This window comes from Alteromonas algae (assembly GCF_049117195.1).
Taxonomy (GTDB): Bacteria; Pseudomonadota; Gammaproteobacteria; order Enterobacterales; family Alteromonadaceae; genus Alteromonas.
Genome location: NZ_CP185260.1, coordinates 2,079,212 through 2,097,619 on the forward strand (window position 1 = coordinate 2,079,212; position 18,408 = coordinate 2,097,619).

An 18,408-nucleotide genomic window follows, 5' to 3' on the forward strand; every position below is an offset into this window, starting at 1 on the left:
ACCTATCGGGTTGCATCAACTTCATCGAGGGAGAGCGCATGTGCCTTACTTTCAATAAGTACAGGGATCCCTTCTTTAATATCATATGCAAGGCGGTCGAAACGACACACTAACTGTGTATTGTCATCGTTTAATACAAGTTTGCCTTTACAAACTGGACACGCTAAAACTTCTAGCAATTTTTTATCGAACACGCGTGGTTATCCTTTTTCTTTGGCCTTTATTTCATAGCCACATTTTGAAAGTGTAGTATCTATTATATCGAAGAAGCGCTGGTCTATCGTTGCCGTTACGGGCAAAAACCAGCAATCTTGGTGGCAAAACCCTTGCACTTTTACCGCATCTTTTTCAGTCATTATCACTGTGTTTTTTGGAATGTCATTAGGCTCATACGCGTAATGATCAGGGAATGCATTCGCTGACTGTATCGTGACTCCCATTGACGTTAACTGCTTAAAGAAGCGTTCGGGAGAACCAATCCCAGCAATGGCGTGGGGGGACCGCGCACTTAGCTCGGCAACTGTCAGTTGTTGCGCCGTATCGCTCACGTTAGTAACGTGACCTGGGGTGAGCGTCATCGCAAATTGTGCACTATTAAGTGATTCAGGTAATGGTGTCTTACCATCCGAACGATTGTGCACGATAGCGTTTACGCGACCAAGACGCCACTTACCCTCACGTAACGGCCCCATCGGCATTAACAGACCGCTACCAAGCATTCGCTCATCCATTACAACAACCTCAGCATCTCTGGCTAACGCATAGTGTTGAAGGCCATCGTCGCAAATAATAATATCGCATTGGCACGTAGTAACTAAATATTCAGCGCCCCGTGCGCGCACCGGGTCGATGACAACCATCGCACCGCTGCGAATAGCAAGTAACCGCGGCTCGTCACCCACTTCATTGGCGATGTCATCAGGTAGCACTTGCCTCGGATAGTAAGACGAGTTACCGCCATACCCTCGACTTAATATGCCTACGCGCAATCCCTTTGCTTGGTAATAGTCAGACAGTGCCAAAACAACCGGTGTTTTACCATTGCCCCCAACACTAATATTCCCGACCACAATTACGGGTACGCCGGCCTGGTAAGCACGCTTTATTCCAAGCGTAAATAACATTCGACGAAGCCACGATAGTACCCAAAATAAAATGGTTAATGGAAACAAAAGCCAAAATATTGGGTGGCCGTCGTACCATTTTTTTGTCAGCGCACTCAACTAACTGTCTCCGAATTGTAGGGCATGTAACTGTGCGTAGTGCCCCCCTTTCTCCAGCAGTTCACTGTGCTTGCCGCTTTCAATAATCTTACCTTGTTCTACGACCATAATGGTATCGGCGTTTTCGATAGTAGAAAGACGGTGCGCAACAACAATACTTGTGCAGCGTTTCTGGAGCTGCTCTAACGCATCTTGGATAAGTTTTTCAGACTCAGTATCAAGCGCAGACGTTGCCTCATCTAAAATCAAAATGGGGGCATCGGCAAGTATAGCTCTTGCAATGGCGAGGCGCTGGCGTTGGCCACCAGAAAGCATTATGCCGTTTTCACCGATTACCGTATCAAGCCCATCGGGCAAATTACCTAAAAATTCCTCAACATGGGCCATTTTAACCGCTTGCATAATTTGCTCGCGGGTAACCGAGTCTTTGGCACCATATGCAATATTATTCGCGATACTGTCATTAAACAGTACGACATTTTGCGACACCAGCGCGAACTGCGCCCGTAAGGCCTTTAAATCAATGTCATTAAGCGGTGTATCATCCAGTGTAATGCTTCCTTCCTGCGGCGAATAGAAACGTGTTAACAGCGATGAAATCGTTGATTTACCGCTTCCTGAACGTCCCACCAATGCAATTGACTGCCCTGGTTTAGCCTCAAATGACACATCTGTCAGCGCTGGCGTATGTTTTCCAGGATACGTGAAGGTAACACTTTCAAATGCTAACTTACCTTGAGCCCGCGCAATGTTCTGCCCGCCCTTATCGCTTTCATTATCCAAATCCAATATTTCAAAGACGCTGGCACACGCCGCCATTCCCTTTTGAAACTCATTATTTATGGTAGTTAGCTGTTTAAGGGGTTTCAGTAACATCACCATGCAAAACACGACATTTATAAATACGCCAGCACTAAGCTTCTCTAACATGCCCGGTGAGCTAGCAATATAAAGCACAACCGCAAGTGCTAAAGAAGCAATAACTTGAATAGAGGAGACGCTTAAAATACGCGTAACCGCCAATTTCATTGTCTGCTGTCTATTATGATTGTTCTTACTCGCAAAGCGCTCTTGTTCGATATGTTGACCACCGAACATAATAACAACCTTATGCCCTTTTACCGCTTGCTCTACGGCTGAGGTTAGGTTACCCATGGTGTGTTGAATACTTTTACTTACCACGCGAAATCGTTTGCTTACATACGACACAATAACGGCAACAACGGGGCCGATTAAAAGAAATACTAACGATAACTGCCACGAGTAATAGAACATTACCGACAGCAATCCAATAACCAATGCCCCCTCACGAATGAGGGTAAGCAGCGCTTTACTCGAGGCGTTGGCAACTTGCTCGGTATCATAGGTTACTTTACTGATAAGGCTTCCTACCGAATGAGTATCGTGGAACGAAACCGGTAGGTGTATGTATTTTTCAAACAACTGCTGTCGCATACGCATGACCACTTGCGAACCTATCCAAGTGAGTGTGTATGTTCCCAAAAAGTTAAACACACCGCGCAGTATGAATAAGGGAATAATGGCATAGGCTGCCAACCTCAAATATTCTTGATCGTTATTGCCTAACGACTCATCAATCATTGGCTGAAGTTGCGCAAATACAAATGTATCAACCGCTGAATAGCCAATCATGCCTATAATGGCAGCAAAAAATGGCATCTTAAAGTCATGTAAATAACGCAAAAAGCGTTTTATCAGCGGCTCTGATATATCGGTTTGGTTCATAAACCTTTCTTACCTATGAAAATTCTTACTCTACCTTGTGTATTGTACAAGGAGTTTCATTAATTCCCTAATATCGCTAAATATTGTACACACAAACAACATCATGTGGCGCTTGGGCATTTAAGCGGCCGTCCATGAATATTACGTTCGCCCTCGACTAAATATGTCGCGGTGCTCGCGGTGGTAAATACCACCGTTGTAAAATATCTGAACGCATCCCTGTTGTTATATGGCCGTTTTGTGAAAATTCGACCCTTATGTACCCTTGTTCACTGGAAAGATATTGTTTCGCCCCATGCAGCTTATAGCGTTTGTATACCTTTTCGTTTGGAAATTTCCATCTATTTTCAAAGCCTTGAGTATAGATAACAGTATAAGGTTGTACCCGCTTAACCCAGACATTCGTTGAGGAAGTACCGCTACCGTGATGCGGTGCAACGAGGACGTCGGCCAACATTGTTTTTTCATTTTGAAGTAATGCATATTCAGCACTACGTTCAATATCGCCTGGAAGCAATAATACATTGTTTCCGTCGCTTATTTGTAATACACACGATGTGTTATTGCTATCGATATGATTACCTTTAGGCGGCCATAAAAAAGCCATCGTTAGTCCCTCCCAACGAATTCGCTTACCTTGCTCACACCCATTTGAAGGTGAATACCACTCTGGCGTATAGTGCATGCGCGCTAACCATTGGGTAAGTGCTTCGCGGCCACCTGCGTGATCGTTGTCACTGTGGCTAAGAACAACATGATCAACAGTGCGTACTCCATATTGGCGTAATACGTTTGGTATTACATGTGTAACAATAGGCGCATTCCCGTTATAGGATGGCCCGGTATCGACTACGATCGCTCGATGTCCCTTTGTGATCACCATGGCTGTTCCTTGGCCCACATCGAATACATGAAGGTACCAGCGCTCTCGGGGGTACGGAATAGCAATAAAAGAAATACATAGTGCCCCTGTAAGCATACCCACGCAGGAATACTTTCCTCGCCAATATGGCAATACACTGATAACGAAAATAACCACAAAGCACGCAGTTTGTACAATCGAAAAATGTGCACTAATGACGGCATTAGAAAAACCGCTTACCCAGTGAAGAAGAGATAACACAAGTGAAAAGCCTTCATCACTATATTGCAGCATTGTGCTAAGCCATGAGCCGACGAGCGTGTCAGATAAAACATACCCCAGTAAACAAGTAATAAACACGAGCGGCAGCGCTAAGGTGACGATAGGTAAAATAATGAGGTTAACGAATACGCCTACTAAGCTTACTTGACCAAACCAGCATAGTGTAATTGCACTTAACATTAGCGATAGGCCAAGCTGGATATATAGTAAGCTCAAATACCAAGGTTTATTGCCCAACTGAAATCGCCAGGTCAAAAACCAAATCGCCATGACGGCACTAAGACTCAAATAGAAACTAGATTGATAGACAGAAAAAGGCATAATGACAATACATGCCGTTGTCATCACCACGCCAATGTGAGCCACACGCCATACGCGAGCAAAGTAGGTAAGCATACATGCGATGAATAACAGGATGAAGGCCCTAAAGACCGGCAGTGCACCACCACTTAGCAGTACATAAAAAAACGCGCTTGAAAGTACAACATATAAAACCACGTAACGGGCATTGCTAATAGGCCTATGCGCCGCTAAAAACGATTGAATCATCAAAATCACAACGCCAGAAACACCCATGACTGCAGCCGCCACAATGGCTAAATGCATGCCTGAAATGCTAAAAACATGCGCGGTGCCTGTACGTTGTAAAAGCGACCAATCATCAGCAGTAAACTCAGAACGCTCACCGAGCAGCAATGCTAAAAACCACGCCTGATTAGTCAGCCCCATCTGCTGAATATACGACGCAATCTTGTACCTTACACTATGAGCATGTTTGACAACTTTACTGGTGTGCTTTTTTATGTAGCCTACCGCCACAACGCCCTTAGATAAGTACAGTTTCTGCGCATTGACATCATACGGGTTTAAACGACCATAGGCTGGCTTAAGCTTAACAACAGCGGCAACGGTATCGCCGTTATGAAAACATAATGAAGGCTCATAAGCGTAGACACTTATCAAAACACGTTTTTCTAGTGGTTTATTTTGTAGATGTGAGGCACTTATGTCGTAGCGATATGCATGACCAGTCTCCAATGTATCAGTGGTTTGGATATCCGTTATGCACCCACCACGGATTACCTGCCCTTTAATAATGACATCTTGTTGAATATTCATCGGTGTTAGTTGCCAAGACTGGTAAAAATACCCTAAACTCGCCATCCATATAATGCCCGCGCAACTGCCTGATAATACTAAACAGGTTCTTTTTGGAACTTTATCGCGACAAAGGCCGTAGCAATTAGGGAGTAGTGGCATTGTCTTGAACATGACGCGGCCAATTGATTCCATCACCGTGGTGGCGCTAGCAGTACAACGTAGCGGTGCGGTTACCGTAACGATTAGGGTAAACAGTAACCAGTAAGAAGGCAGAGACGGCCAAAATTGGCTTGATATTGCGCCAACGCAAAAACAAGCGCACCACGTTATGATATTATTATGCATATGAAGCGTTCCACGCTATCGGAACGATTTACGGTCCAATGAGATTAAAGAAAACGAATTAGGTATATGCCAAAGAAATTTATTAGACGCTTTCTTCCCGACCACCAGTCGATAAAACAGAATCGCGCCCTTCGCATTTTTGGTAGTGTGCTGCACGAACCTAATTTATGGCATTTGAACCGCCGCTCTGCAGCTGGCGCATTTGGTATTGGGTTATTTTTTGCTTTTTGGCCTGTGCCATTTCAAATGTGGCTTTCGGCAGGTGCTGCTATTCCTTTCAGGGCAAATCTTCCGCTATCGGTAGCAACAGTGTGGGTTACCAACCCATTCACTATTCCACCCATATTTTACGGTGCCTATAAAGTAGGAACTACTGTACTTGGGACCAAACCTGAACACTTTGAATTTCAATTTAGCTGGCAGTGGATGATTGAAAGTCTGACCACGATTGGGCCGGCTTTCTTAGTTGGATGTCTTATATGTTCAACTTTTTTTGGAATTGCAGGCTATTTCGGCCTCAATGCAGTATGGCGTTTCAATGTTCGCAAAGCATGGGAACGAAGAAAAGCTGAGCGACAAAAACACAAAAGCTAAGGTCAATAAAAAAGGTGCTGATTGCACCTTTTTTATTATTCTTTTTGTTATACGTGGTTGGCAAGGAACGCTATCAGTGCAGCTTCATCCCAGACATCGACGCCTAAGTCCTGAGCTTTAGTTAATTTAGACCCTGCTTTCTCGCCCGCAACTAAAAAGTCAGTATTCTTCGATACGCTACCGGCTACTTTCGCGCCAAGCGATTGCAGTTTATCTTTTGCTTCGGCTCGGCCCATCTCATTGAGTGTGCCCGTTATCACACAGGTTTTACCCTCAAGTGGAAGATTGCCCTCATCGTTTTCTTCTATCTCAGGCCAATGCACTCCTTCTTGCAGAAGCGCGTCAATCACATCGGTATTATGAGATTCTTTGAAAAAGTTAACGATATGCTCAGCGACAATAGCGCCGACGTCCTGCACCTCAAGAAGCGCATCAAGCGACGCTGATCGCACCCCATCTAACGTTTTAAAGTGGAATGCTAGGTTTGATGCTGTCGCCTCTCCTACTTCACGTATACCAAGCGCATACAGAAATTTAGCGAGCGTGGTATGCTTTGCAGCGTCTAATGCAAGAAGCAATTTTGTCGCAGACTTTTCAGCCATACGCTCAAGTCCAATTAACTTATTGAGCGACAAGGTGAAGAAATCAGCCGGGCTATGCACAATATCCGCATCAACCAGTTGTTCTACCAATTTATCGCCTAGGCCATCGATATCAAACGCCTTTCTCGATGCAAAGTGTTTAAGTGCCTGCTTTCGTTGAGCAGCACAAATAAGCCCACCGGTACAACGTGCTACCGCTTCGTCTTCTAACTTTTCTACCGTCGAATCACAAACAGGACAAAGGGTGGGAAAGGTAACATCCTTTTGGGTACCGTCACGATTTGCCTCGACCACTGAAACGACTTGAGGAATAACGTCACCCGCGCGTCGAATCACTACCGTATCACCAATCTTAACGCCCAAACGTGCTATTTCGTCTTGGTTATGCAGCGTTGCATTCGATACGGTTACCCCACCAACAAATACGGGCTCTAACCTCGCAACGGGCGTAACAGCTAAGTGTCATCAAACCAACCTAATTTCAATTAGAGAGGCTCTTACTATATTAGACTTTATATACAAAACACAATACCCTCCTCTATTTGAACATATTCAGGTAGGTATATGCAAATGGATACGACAATGAGCTTAGATGAAAAATTTGCCTTTATCAAAACCCATTATGGAGAGTCTATACACGATGGCACGGTTGAACTGTTCGAAGAAAAAAACTACGACCAAATCATGAGAATATCAAAAAATCTTGTTGCATATAGCAATATCCTCTGCCCTGTATTGCTATCTAGTGGCAGAAAGGACTTAACTTATTGTTTGAAACTTATAGCTATAGATTTAAGCCAGCGACTTGCTAAACCTACTGCATATAAAAACTTTACATCACTTAAAACGCATATTATTAAATTGATAGAGCGTGGTCATATACCTTGGGTAACTTTTTCAAAAGAAGATCTCTCTTTTCTCAGTGTTGCTATCCCCAAAATGACTTATGAAGAACTTAAAAAGCAAGCAATCCCTAGAAAAATTCAATTAGGATTCCTGCATGTAAATCCTAAAATTGAAGTATTTAAAGAAGTCCTGAATAAAACATGTAGCCCTGAAATCTCAGGCGCTCTGATAAATCACGCGATGGCATACAAGAAGAAAACAAGGCAGAGGATAATAGCCCAATTATCAGATTTTCTTAACGGTATAACTACAGATAAGCCTAATTGGTATAATCATCCGTTGGTTTTACAAAATGAATTAATTAAGTTCCGGGCGAACCTGCTTGATCGGTATCAAAGAAATACAGCTTATTTGCATTTCCACATTATTAGTAAAGCAATAAGAACACTAATGGAACAAGGACTACTAGACAGCCAAATAGACCTGCCTGACAACTATAAGGGGTCATGGCGTAATCAAACATTGCGTGCAAACAATCCCTTAATTTCTAACTTAGATTTATACGATTTGAACAGTACATCTTTTACTAAAGATACGCCTCGATTTCTCGAACAATTGAAAAAAGAAATCGATACGAATCTTGCGTGTTTAACCGATGTAGCAAAAAATATTATTTGGGAAGGTTATAAAGATTACTTGTTAGGAACCGAAGTTATTACTCAATATAAAAGTTTCATTGAACAACATACAGGTAAACACATTCATGTCGAAGATGAGCTTGCTCCCAAGTTTCAAACTAAATTAAGCGCGATTTGGCCAGAAAACAACATATCTGACTTTTTAACATCTAAACGAGTTGCGTATTATGACAGCAATTATGAGTTTTATATCTCAGGTGGAACCAATGACCCAAATAGCCCTTACAAAGTAAGTAATTCTGTAAACAGATATTTGGGACTAACCATAGAAGTGGCTTCAGCTATGCAAACGATTATCGTGGAAGAAATTGGCATTAATCCATTTTCTCTCTACGATATCTCAATATCATCTGACGGGGTTGGTAGAGAGTTTGTTCAAATTACTGATGAAGGTTCTGTCCGACTTCGCGCTTTAAAAAAACGCGCAAAACAATCAAAAACAAGAAAAGCTAAAGGAGGCCCCGTCTTACTCTCACAGATAGAGATTTCAGATATAGATGCTGCTACTTGTCTGAAAATGGCTTTAGAAATGACAAGTAGAGCCAGAGAGTCAAGCGAAATTAGGAAGCTTTGGATAATTCGGACAGCAAATGGGGTGCAACATGTTTCAGACAGTGCATTTCAAGATAACTTCAACAAAATGAAAACGAGCCTACCCGTTGAAAACAAGGCCTTACAACACTCAACATTAAAAAAAATAAGAGGTTCCAAAGGGGTGTTAATATTCCTTCAATCAAGAGGGGATGCATTGAGAACCGCAAATTACTTAGGTAATCAAGTCGAAACAACCTTAAATAGGTACATTCCTCATTATCTATCAGAGCTAATCTATAGAATTAAAATTAGAGCGTTTCAAAATATATTGCTATACATGGCGATTGGTTTAGAAGATTCGCCCTCAGACGCCCTTAATATGAGTGAGAAGGAATTAAAGTCTCAGCTTGAAGTTGCTTTTAACAATGAAGATATGGGTGGTAATTTGTACGACAAACTTAAAAACCCGAATGATGAAAATACCCAGAATGAAGAACTGTATTTTTGTGTTTCTATCGACAACATAAAAACCGCCCTTATCTATATTAAAACTGGTCGTGATCCGATACTTAAGGAGCAATGTGTCACTGCTGTTTCAGCAATATCCGAAAGCACTGTCATAATGAAACAAATGCTCCGAACTGCTCAACTTGCAGTGCAAAAATGCGAGGTTAAATAAAACATGAGTGAAAGTGCAAATTTAAAAGACGATGATTTTGTTGACTTTTCCAAATTGGTTGATTCCGCAGAAAAGTTTGAATACGAAATGCCCAGATGGCTATTAAATGACAATGTTTACGACCAAGAATGGTTAGCTTCAAAAGTGGCTATAGATATTGACTACTATCGTAAGAATAAAAACAAAGCACTAAAGATAAATTTTAAAAGAAAGATTTCTGACGTGGAATATTTGACTGATGCAATTAATGAACCTTTATTAAAAGACATTATGCACAGCTTATTATACTTGGACGCACGAGGAAAAATGACACGACCATTAAGAGCTAAACACATTCTGGTCGCCATTACAGACTTAATTAAACATGCTAATGAGGTTCGGCAAAAAAAATCAAAGTTGCTTGTGCGGGGACTAGATCAAATTAAATTAGACGAGCTTAAAGATTTTATTATGGACTATAATACACAGCCTCATGTATTTGCTGCCGCCCTTAAAATCATAGATTTGAACTCTGGTTCATCTTCAAGAATCGACTGGATTAAAATAAAAAATGAGCTTAACTTAACAACAAGATCACTAATGTCATTGCAGCACTCTTTGAAAAAACATTATAAGAGTAACCCACTTAAAAACGATAAGAGTTCTTATCAAGAAGACCACTCAGTGACAAAGAAATGGAACCAACCCAAAAAGGTTCGTGAATTTCAACCTGCGAATACAATAGATTTCGATGTGGACACAGATTTACAACCTTCAAAAAAGACCATATCAAACACAATATCTTTGCTTGAGGCGGTCTACACGGCAAGGGCATCTCAAAAATATAAATTTGTTCACTCACCCGCAGCATTATTTAGCAATGGTGAAACTCTGTTTGATAGCATGAGACAATCAATAAAAACACCCATAATGCCTACATCTAATTACCTGCACTCTATTTCAACGAGCCTTAAATTTGCTAGGAAGTATGGTTATGCTATCCGCCAGCATTTATCCGTTCTTGCGAAAAATGAGCTTAAAAAAGTAGATAACAGCGACGTTTACCGCTCAAGCTCATCATTACAAGAGGAAGTGTTTAAAGAAACACCTTTGCCAGATGTATTAAAAGAACTGAATATTACGTCGTGGTGTGACGACAATTTGGTGTGCTTCAGCCAATTTAGACGAGAAATGTCCATGGCCGTTGCGCTAAGGTTATATGTAGCCTCAATCTACATACTAGTAGCTGGTTTTGTTGCTAGTAGAGTTACGTCTATGAGAAGTTTAAAACGGAACTGCTTTGTTCAATCGCCTATTGATGGACTTTTCGATTTAGTCTTAAGAATTCCAAAAACTTCTGAACGTATTGAACTTGAAGATGTTCACCGCCCAATACCAGACTTGATATTCGACTATGGCTTAGAGTTTGCACTTTTAAATAATGTTCTAGAAGAGAGAAGAGGCTTTATTGTAGATGAAAACGAACAGTTCTTATTTGGTGGTTTTTTGTCACACACGTCTTTTAAAGCCTATACATCAGAATTTGCTCAATCGCGTGTTACCCCTCTCAGCGGTGATTATATAAATGGTTGCTTAGACTTGTTTGCAGACTGGAGTTCCTCTCCCTTAATTAATGGAAAACGATGGTATCCAAGAAGTCACCAATACCGACGAACGTTTGCTGTACTGTATTTCAACATGACTGACAATACAGGGTTAGAAGAATTGTCCTGGTTTTTGGGGCACGCTGACCTAGAGCAAACTTTTCACTACGCAGAAGTATCGCCAAGTTCCGAGTGGATCGACGAAGCAGAAATAACAATTGCAAGGATTGGTGCTTCTCTTGGTAAGGCGATACTGGGTGATTCAAGCGTAACAAATATTGTAAATACAGCTCGTAAAAAAGCAAAAACATCTCTGGTAATTGAACCTTTAGTAAGAGATTTGATCGATGAGCATAAAAAAAATACTGGTGAGACAGTTCGATTTCATCGAATTGAAGGAAATGCTGTGTTTTTTTATTTTCAGAAAAGAGAGGCATATTGACGTGGCGAAATTTCAAAAAGGGCAAACTTCTCAATCTGTAATTTTGAAAAAAAAAATGATCACTGAATCAATGATTCGTAAAAGTGAAATCCTCAATAGCATAAAACATTATGATGAAATTCCCGATAGCTTAACGACCAGTAAATCCACCATCACTAAGACAATGGTAAATAAGTGGCACGACGACTCATTAGGCGTAATAAGGTATTCTTACAACTCTTCAATGACAGAGCACAACGCATTAGCTTTACGCGAATTATCAGTTGCTATTGAAGACCTTAATTTAAGGCTTAAAAAATCAGAAGCAAACAAAAATAAAAACGTTGCGACGAAAAAGACTCGCTTAACAACCCATGATATTAATGAGTTGAAAAGAGAAAATGAAGACTTAAAATCTGCACTTGCAGAAGTTTACAGGGCATACATGCAACTTTTAGATAATTGTAGAGAGGACGAACAAATAGACAAAGCTTATAGAAAACTGATTTTGGATCAGGCTCGTATTCTAGGAAATAACAGATTGGCTTTGATAAAGTAATGTCATATGTCATGACGGCTAAATCACCCTGCCTTGATTTCCTTATAACCAGTCAGCGCAGAAATGAAAAACATGATTGCTCGCTGTCCTTAATAATGAAGAAAGGCGGTGGCATAGATTGGCACGCCAATGCTTACCTAACCAAATTGGGCGGAGGCGCTCAAATATTTAATATTAAGCCGTTAGCACCGACGGTTACAAAGAAAGCTTATAGCCTAAATATATTTTGTTCTTTCCTTGAAGATAAAAAAATTTCTCTATCCGACATTAATGATTCGGCGTTATATCAATTCATAGGCGTATTAAAAGATCGAAAGATTGCCGATGAAACAGTATTAACGCACGCCAGAGTCGCTTTGGGTTACGTTATATTTTTATCTGATGAAAATCCCCACTGGAAACTAGCAACTGAAGAAAAAGACACGGTGAGAGCATACAGTGTTCATTACTCTGAAAAGAAGTTTAAAGCAGGTAATAGAGAAATAACTTATGTAGATCATGTATCATTTGCGGGGTTGATTAGCATTACCGTGGACGTAGAGTATATTCACGATCATGAATTTATTTTATGGTTGGATGCCATTAATGAAAGCACGTATCACCCAGAGCTTAATGATTTTTTAATATACAGATGGCAAGCCTTCTCCACACTACTGGAGATTACTGGGGCAAGAATAAGTGAAGTTCACCAGATAACAAAATCTTCAGTTGAAAACGCTTCTAAGGCGCTCCTGAACGCCAAGAAGTGTGTATTAAGAAATATTCCGATTCTAAAAGGTAAATATAAAGGTAAAAACAGAGAAGTAGAAGTCACAGGTGATGACTTACAGATCATAATATATTACTTAAAGTTAGTCGAAAACACATTTCCCAACCAAAACCATGACGCCATTTTTGTTGATGCACGAAGTGGCAGACCATTGGCAAAATCTTATCTAAAAAACTATGCAAAAAAAGTAATTAATGCTAGTAAGTATAGGGAAGAGTTGCGTCATGTCACGAATCACTCTTTCCGACACAGATTTATTACAATGAATGTAGCAAAGGCGATTAAGAAACTAGCAGCATCAGGTAGCTTTAATAATATTTTAAGTGTTGCTGCTACAGCATGTCGAAAAGTCACAATGCATGCTTCGAATGCAACTATGGCAAGATATGTCCATTTAGCTTCTGAACTGAATCATGAATCAACTCAGCTAGATAGTGTTTTACTTGAAATGTCGTCCCAGATCAGAATTAGAATAACAAGAATGATAAATATTAGTAGGTCCTTGAAAGCGAAACAAATCGATGAAACTGAAGCGATTCAATCGTTATTGATTAACATTGACGAGATTGCAAAATTCGATTTATAAGTTGTCTTAGTGTGATTGCACTATTACAAGTTACCGCACTTCACGCTCAATAATCTTTCTACTAAGACCACTACAATCGTTTCCAGCAATTACGTGCTGTCATAAAATATTTTTACTATCTGATTTAACGACTTATATCAAAGCTGGGTTTAAAAAAGCATCTGCCAGTATTGCGTGCAACAACTAATTTTAGGTCCCAGTGTTCAGTTCTTACCCCTTCTAATAAAATATCACTTATCCAAGTTAGTGGTTTCAAACTTCCCTTTCAACTCAGCATTCTCTCTTACAAGCTTCATTAGCTCAGTCTCTTTAGAATCCAACTTCGAATCCAGATATTCCAACCGAGAAGTTAGCGACTCCACAAGGCCTGAAAACTTAGCACTTTCTTGCCTCAGGTCATCGTTTATTTTTTCTAAAGTCGATAATTCACTCTTTAAATTTTCATTTAACTTGTCAGCAGCATCAACTGCTTGAAATGCTTCGAGCTCCGACTGTTGAAACTCCTCAAATTTCTCTTCATGTTTCTTTATGACAGAAGCCACCCTGCTTTCTGCAACTTCGATCGCTACCTGATAATTATCCTTTGCCGCTTTTGTAAGTTGCTTCGTTATTGCTTGTATACTTTTTTCAAGTGAATCCTGCAATTCAGCCGGTAGTTCTATTTGATTATCTAAATCATTTTGTGAAACTTCATTACTTCTTCTTTCGAGCTCAGAGTTCCATACCATCTTTATGCGAGCGGCACTCCCTCCTCCTATGATTTGCCTAATCCCAAAAGGAGTCACAACCTTATTAGAGTTCAGCAGTTGGTTTCCTGCCTCAATGATCTCGTCATCTGAAAACTCCGCAACTCTGCCCATATAAAATCTCCCTCACTTTAAATAAGTTATTTAACTTATTTAAGTATATTAACTTATTAAAAAATACAAGTGTTCTTTCATAAAGCAATTACAGCAAAGCAAGTGCATCTAATTAACTGCGCTCAAGATGAAAAAAAGCGTTTTTTAAAGGAGACTTTGCATGTTTTAAACAAAGCTATTAAAGTCAGAAAATCTGTTACTCGCCGTATTGACCTAAATAGTCAAATCGTATTTACTGAAGCAAAGATTGCTAATAAAGCTCCATCCTAACAGGCAGGTAATTATCTCTAGAGTAGGTATATAATATGTCAGTGCTAAATTTTGAAATAGAAAAACACAGGTCTATCTGGGATGAGGTTGGAGTCCCTTTTAGGGGCGCATCGCTTCATCTTTCTATTGAAGATGGATTTCCATACGATGTTTTTATACAAACGGCAAAGATTATCCAAATCGATAGAAAAGAGCTTGCAGCATACTTATTTATCTCACCTTCCACACTTAGTCGTCGAGCGAAAACCGGCCAACTCAGCACCGAAGAAAGCGACAAACTTTATCGAATATTAAATGTACTTGTCGCTGCAATTGATTTGTTTGAAGATAAACGGGAAGACGCATTACTCTGGTTTAGAACTAAAACTAAAGGGCTTGGGAATAAAAGCCCGATTGAAATGACATCAACCACCGCCGGATACGACAATGCAAAAAACATTATTGGGCAACTTCAGCACGGCCTGCTTGCATAATATTATTGAAAGCGAGCTAGAACTAAATGCGTGTAGCGGTATACTTTTTGTACCAGCATATTAAAGTTTGAAACTGGGTACTATTCTAGAACATATGGTCAACAGCCCGTTGACCAACTAAAAGTGCAACAAGCTGTTGCAAAAAATGCAACAGCTAAACAAGCACCAAATATCCAACCGCTTGTTAGACAGTTTATTAAGAACATGATTTTACAAAGTTGGCTGAGTAGATTTAGCAAGATAGAATTGCAATTTCAATCTTTAATACATTCGCACACTTTTTCCCTCTGCAATAAGAAACAAAAGAAATTGGAGTTTCAGTACTGCAATGAAATGAGCTTCAAACTATAGTATGAGCGCCTTGAAAAAGACCGAACCGACTAGCCTGAATTGAGCAAAAAGCAGTTACAACGGCTGATAAATGTCTATGACGTGAATGGTTCTAGCAAATTGAATTACTTAAGCTCTCAATTATTTGTGGGTACAGTAGGTGGGTTTATTTCAAACCAGAGCCTCGCAACTTTTCTTGTGGGCTTCAACTTTGTTGCGTAAACTTTTTATTATCTGGCTGAGTGTGGATTCTGCACTTAAATTGATTTTTCATTAAACATTGATGAAGACCTCGATATTTTTTGCTCTGTAATAAAGATACAACAACCTACATAAAATTCCTACTTATATCTTAGCGTGCTTTGGTCGAAGCCACTAAACTTAGCTCTCAATTGTTATTCATCATTCCGTGATGAACATTGATGAATGCTTAACATCTGATATTGTGAGCTAATGTATTTCAACCTAATAAGCAGAGATTGAAGTCCGCTTGTATTCTAAGTACTCAATTTTTAGCTACTCCGAACTTATCGTCTGGCTGCTCTTGTGCATCGTCAAACATAACTATTCGTTTACGGTGATCCCGCAAAGCTGCTAACGCTACACTAAAGCAATTTTCGCACAAGTCTATGTGATAAGATTTTCCATCGTTCTTTGAGCCATATCCCCATTGCGCTTTTAACTCTCCACACTCCTCACATTCGTGGTCACCAATCTTGTTCATGACGCTTTCATTGCAAACGTCACAAACACGGCCCACTAATGTCTTTGTCAATCGCTCTGCATAAACTTTCACATTGAGGCCTCTAGTCTGAACTTGTATAGGTTTATCATAGCAAATTAAAAAATCTGAATGCTCGTTTTTCGATCTTTATGTTAAAGCGACCGCTTTAGTCGTGCAAAAAGGTAATCTCTTATTTCGTTATATTATCAGACAATATCACGAGGTTCTTTTTGAAAACGCAACACACGGATCTTTGTAGTGGTCAACAATATTTATTTGGTTTGCATAAGGTAACTGGTTAGTATTCACTATATTCGGGACAAAACTAATTAAGCCGAAGATATTTGGGAATAAATATGACTGTTAGCTCTTATGAAAAAGACCTCGCTATATGTGAGCATGTATTTAATCATTTTGTTTTAAGTGACCAATTCTTTGGATTTGTCACCATTGGTATCCTTGCAAGGTATGCTAACAAAAATAATATTTATTCTCGTGATTTCAAATTATTGGTTCGCGAACGAGGGTTTGATTTAAAATCTAAATGTAACGAGCGAGGCGTATACTTCTCGCGCTCGTGCTCTAAGGCTCTTGTAAACAAACATCCAGTTAAATTATTACGATGTGCAGAAATACTTTCAGTGATTGCTGAAAGCGGTGTAAAGGGAGCTTTATCGCAGTTAAAGATAAAACGAAGCATCATCGACCAACTCCTATACGAAATGATAGGCCCTGTGCAGTACCGAACCAATTTTTTAAAGCTTGGATGGGATATTGCTGATCTGCCCTACCTTAGCACTCCTTTGTACAAACAGATGGTCAAATACATAGTAGACAATCAAATTACAGATAAGCATGCATTACACAATACAATTGTAAGAGATATGAATGATGGGAAAAAATGGTGGTTGCACGAAAATACAGTGAATTCTGACAAGCCAGGCTTCATTTACGTAGCAATGTTGTCTGAAGAAAATGCGTTGTACCGGGTTAAAATAGGCCAGACTGAGCGTGAAATAAAAAAACGCCACAATGAACATCTCAGAGCAAAAAAGATAAATACTGACACTACATTCTTATGTAAATATGTTGAATCTCCAATTAAAGAGGAATCCGCTATTTTGTCTTATTTAAAGGAGCATGGGCAGCTTATTAGTGGCAGAGAAGAATTTATCATTAACGATAAGCTGGCAGCGACACTGAAGGGGTATTTAGTCAGCAATGTTGGATTTGCCGCGTTTGTCATATAGACATAATGAAGATAAAAAGCTCACCATTAATCACCTAGACTAATCGCAATTCCCCAATTTCGGGACAAAAGATTTCGCTGTCATAATGCGGAGATGATTAAATCTCTTGCACATCCCGATTATTTAGCCCTTACGAGTTGGCTTAAAACTATACGTAAACAGAAAGGTTTAACTTTGAGAGATGTAGCAGAAAGAATTGACGAGCCATTTCAAACAGTAAGTAAGATTGAAAAAGCACAGCGTAATTTAACGATCCTAGAGTACGTAGAATATTGTAGAGCAATAGAAGTAGATCCGGCGATCGGTTTGGATTTAATCGTTAAATTATCTTCAAAGACAAGGTATCGATAGATTAGCAGCCTTGCCCAATTTGACCTTTTAGCGTTAATTAACAGAAACCTATACTACGCCAGTTCTCTAAGTGATTAGTTCCCTCCAAATAATTTAACTGCGAAAATCAAAATCTTATTGAAAAATATTGAAAGTTTACGGTCTACTATAATTTTATTTACCAACTGACGCACTTCAAAGAACGCTTGCTTTAATTTTGGAACATCGTTGAAAACAATTGTTGTAATAAACAAATTTTGCTATCGTCCGTAGCGAACTAGTTCATCACGTATCGCTTAAATTGAAAAAATTAATTTCTTTCATTCTAATTATTTGTTTTACCTCACAGGCTCCCATGCTTGCGGTAGCGAGTGCGCATGATGCTCATCATCATGTTGGGAATGAAACACATGAATTATTTCATCATATTGGGCAAGCCCACGAGCACGATGATGACAACGAGACAGATTTTAAAATAAGTTACAGTAAGGAATCGCAAGAGCATGCGAATGCAAATCACGACGGAGGTTTTGTCGGCGTGTTTTGTTTTTTTGATAATTCTTTATTCGAGACTAAGCCCGAAGTAAAAGTGACAAGTATTCTTTCAACTTGGTCATCTCCATTTATAAACTACGACACCCCCCCACCCAAATTTTAAATTCAAATTGATTATGGCGGGCTTTCATTTTTGAAGGCCAGAATGTTCACTATTGGATTTATAATTTTATGGTTTTTCAACAA

15 protein-coding genes and 1 pseudogene are annotated in these 18,408 nt (G+C 39.8%); 9 read left to right on the forward strand and 7 right to left on the reverse strand.

The features are described 5' to 3' along the window. Window positions 1-2: 2 nt before the first annotated feature. The 4 genes from ACOJRU_RS09370 to ACOJRU_RS09385 form a co-directional block, all read right to left on the reverse strand. Complete coding sequence (locus tag ACOJRU_RS09370) at window positions 3-194, reverse strand: Trm112 family protein (protein WP_421131493.1); 192 nt, start codon at window positions 192-194, stop codon at window positions 3-5. Between the two features lie 6 nt (window positions 195-200). Beyond that, the gene (gene lpxK, locus ACOJRU_RS09375; RefSeq protein WP_421131494.1) at window positions 201-1,223 is read right to left on the reverse strand and encodes a tetraacyldisaccharide 4'-kinase; all 1,023 of its coding nucleotides are present in this window, start codon (window positions 1,221-1,223) and stop codon (window positions 201-203) included. Beyond that, window positions 1,224-2,969, reverse strand: coding sequence for a lipid A export permease/ATP-binding protein MsbA (gene msbA / locus ACOJRU_RS09380; protein ID WP_421131495.1), 1,746 nt, complete (start codon window positions 2,967-2,969; stop codon window positions 1,224-1,226). 157 nt (window positions 2,970-3,126) lie between these two features. Then, window positions 3,127-5,559, reverse strand: a complete 2,433-nt coding sequence (locus ACOJRU_RS09385; RefSeq protein WP_421131496.1) for a DNA internalization-related competence protein ComEC/Rec2 — start codon at window positions 5,557-5,559, stop codon at window positions 3,127-3,129. Between the two features lie 66 nt (window positions 5,560-5,625). Between ACOJRU_RS09385 and ACOJRU_RS09390 the strand changes: the two genes are divergently transcribed. Beyond that, window positions 5,626-6,153 carry a DUF2062 domain-containing protein gene (locus tag ACOJRU_RS09390; RefSeq protein WP_421131497.1) on the forward strand — a complete coding sequence of 176 codons (528 nt, stop codon included), beginning with the start codon at window positions 5,626-5,628 and terminating at the stop codon, window positions 6,151-6,153. Between the two features lie 47 nt (window positions 6,154-6,200). On the opposite strand, the pseudogene ligA reads toward ACOJRU_RS09390, so the two are convergent. Continuing rightward, window positions 6,201-7,211, reverse strand: a pseudogene (gene ligA, locus ACOJRU_RS09395) (NAD-dependent DNA ligase LigA); the annotation flags it as partial. A 126-nt stretch (window positions 7,212-7,337) separates the two neighbouring features. Between ligA and ACOJRU_RS09400 the strand changes: the two are divergent. From ACOJRU_RS09400 to ACOJRU_RS09415, 4 genes are read left to right on the forward strand one after another with little or no spacing between them, the layout of a single operon-like run. Continuing rightward, window positions 7,338-9,512 (forward strand): hypothetical protein, encoded by a 2,175-nt coding sequence (locus ACOJRU_RS09400; RefSeq protein WP_421131498.1) that lies wholly within the window; start codon window positions 7,338-7,340, stop codon window positions 9,510-9,512. A gap of 3 nt (window positions 9,513-9,515) precedes the next feature. Then, the gene (locus ACOJRU_RS09405) at window positions 9,516-11,537 is read left to right on the forward strand and encodes a hypothetical protein (RefSeq protein WP_421131499.1); all 2,022 of its coding nucleotides are present in this window, start codon (window positions 9,516-9,518) and stop codon (window positions 11,535-11,537) included. A 1-nt stretch (window position 11,538) separates the two neighbouring features. Then, complete coding sequence (locus ACOJRU_RS09410; protein WP_421131500.1) at window positions 11,539-12,075, forward strand: hypothetical protein; 537 nt, start codon at window positions 11,539-11,541, stop codon at window positions 12,073-12,075. 11 nt (window positions 12,076-12,086) lie between these two features. Then, window positions 12,087-13,430: a tyrosine-type recombinase/integrase gene (locus ACOJRU_RS09415; protein WP_421131501.1), complete on the forward strand. Its 1,344-nt coding sequence runs from the start codon at window positions 12,087-12,089 to the stop codon at window positions 13,428-13,430. Between the two features lie 230 nt (window positions 13,431-13,660). Here ACOJRU_RS09415 and ACOJRU_RS09420 read toward each other — a convergent pair whose 3' ends face one another. Then, window positions 13,661-14,290, reverse strand: coding sequence for a DNA-binding protein (locus tag ACOJRU_RS09420; RefSeq protein ID WP_421131502.1), 630 nt, complete (start codon window positions 14,288-14,290; stop codon window positions 13,661-13,663). A 305-nt stretch (window positions 14,291-14,595) separates the two neighbouring features. Here ACOJRU_RS09420 and parS point away from each other — a divergent pair, with 305 nt between their 5' ends. Continuing rightward, window positions 14,596-15,033 carry a type II toxin-antitoxin system Xre/ParS family antitoxin gene (gene parS, locus ACOJRU_RS09425; protein ID WP_421131503.1) on the forward strand — a complete coding sequence of 146 codons (438 nt, stop codon included), beginning with the start codon at window positions 14,596-14,598 and terminating at the stop codon, window positions 15,031-15,033. An 835-nt stretch (window positions 15,034-15,868) separates the two neighbouring features. Here the strand turns inward: parS and ACOJRU_RS09430 are convergent. Then, the gene (locus ACOJRU_RS09430) at window positions 15,869-16,087 is read right to left on the reverse strand and encodes a hypothetical protein (RefSeq protein ID WP_421131504.1); all 219 of its coding nucleotides are present in this window, start codon (window positions 16,085-16,087) and stop codon (window positions 15,869-15,871) included. A 356-nt stretch (window positions 16,088-16,443) separates the two neighbouring features. Between ACOJRU_RS09430 and ACOJRU_RS09435 the strand changes: the two genes are divergently transcribed. The 3 genes from ACOJRU_RS09435 (at window position 16,444) to ACOJRU_RS09445 (ending at window position 18,325) form a co-directional block, all read left to right on the forward strand. Beyond that, window positions 16,444-17,337 carry a hypothetical protein gene (locus ACOJRU_RS09435; protein ID WP_421131505.1) on the forward strand — a complete coding sequence of 298 codons (894 nt, stop codon included), beginning with the start codon at window positions 16,444-16,446 and terminating at the stop codon, window positions 17,335-17,337. Window positions 17,338-17,430: 93 nt separating this feature from the next. Further along, a complete protein-coding gene (locus ACOJRU_RS09440) occupies window positions 17,431-17,688 on the forward strand; it encodes a helix-turn-helix domain-containing protein (RefSeq protein WP_421131506.1) in 258 nt (85 codons plus the stop codon). A 334-nt stretch (window positions 17,689-18,022) separates the two neighbouring features. Further along, window positions 18,023-18,325, forward strand: a complete 303-nt coding sequence (locus ACOJRU_RS09445; RefSeq protein WP_421131507.1) for a hypothetical protein — start codon at window positions 18,023-18,025, stop codon at window positions 18,323-18,325. Window positions 18,326-18,408: the final 83 nt, after the last annotated feature.

What these genes read in the sequence shown, in the direction of transcription:
- ACOJRU_RS09385 (WP_421131496.1), bottom strand. Translation starts at nt 5,559, where the DNA reads ATGCATAATAATATCATAACGTGGTGCGCTTGTTTTTGCGTTGGCGCA.
- parS (WP_421131503.1), top strand. Translation starts at nt 14,596, where the DNA reads ATGTCAGTGCTAAATTTTGAAATAGAAAAACACAGGTCTATCTGGGAT.
- ACOJRU_RS09405 (WP_421131499.1), top strand. Translation starts at nt 9,516, where the DNA reads ATGAGTGAAAGTGCAAATTTAAAAGACGATGATTTTGTTGACTTTTCC.
- ACOJRU_RS09400 (WP_421131498.1), top strand. Translation starts at nt 7,338, where the DNA reads ATGAGCTTAGATGAAAAATTTGCCTTTATCAAAACCCATTATGGAGAG.
- ACOJRU_RS09445 (WP_421131507.1), top strand. Translation starts at nt 18,023, where the DNA reads ATGCTTGCGGTAGCGAGTGCGCATGATGCTCATCATCATGTTGGGAAT.
- ACOJRU_RS09420 (WP_421131502.1), bottom strand. Translation starts at nt 14,290, where the DNA reads ATGGGCAGAGTTGCGGAGTTTTCAGATGACGAGATCATTGAGGCAGGA.
- ACOJRU_RS09415 (WP_421131501.1), top strand. Translation starts at nt 12,087, where the DNA reads ATGACGGCTAAATCACCCTGCCTTGATTTCCTTATAACCAGTCAGCGC.
- ACOJRU_RS09390 (WP_421131497.1), top strand. Translation starts at nt 5,626, where the DNA reads ATGCCAAAGAAATTTATTAGACGCTTTCTTCCCGACCACCAGTCGATA.
- msbA (WP_421131495.1), bottom strand. Translation starts at nt 2,969, where the DNA reads ATGAACCAAACCGATATATCAGAGCCGCTGATAAAACGCTTTTTGCGT.
- ACOJRU_RS09435 (WP_421131505.1), top strand. Translation starts at nt 16,444, where the DNA reads ATGACTGTTAGCTCTTATGAAAAAGACCTCGCTATATGTGAGCATGTA.
- ACOJRU_RS09440 (WP_421131506.1), top strand. Translation starts at nt 17,431, where the DNA reads ATGATTAAATCTCTTGCACATCCCGATTATTTAGCCCTTACGAGTTGG.
- ACOJRU_RS09430 (WP_421131504.1), bottom strand. Translation starts at nt 16,087, where the DNA reads ATGAACAAGATTGGTGACCACGAATGTGAGGAGTGTGGAGAGTTAAAA.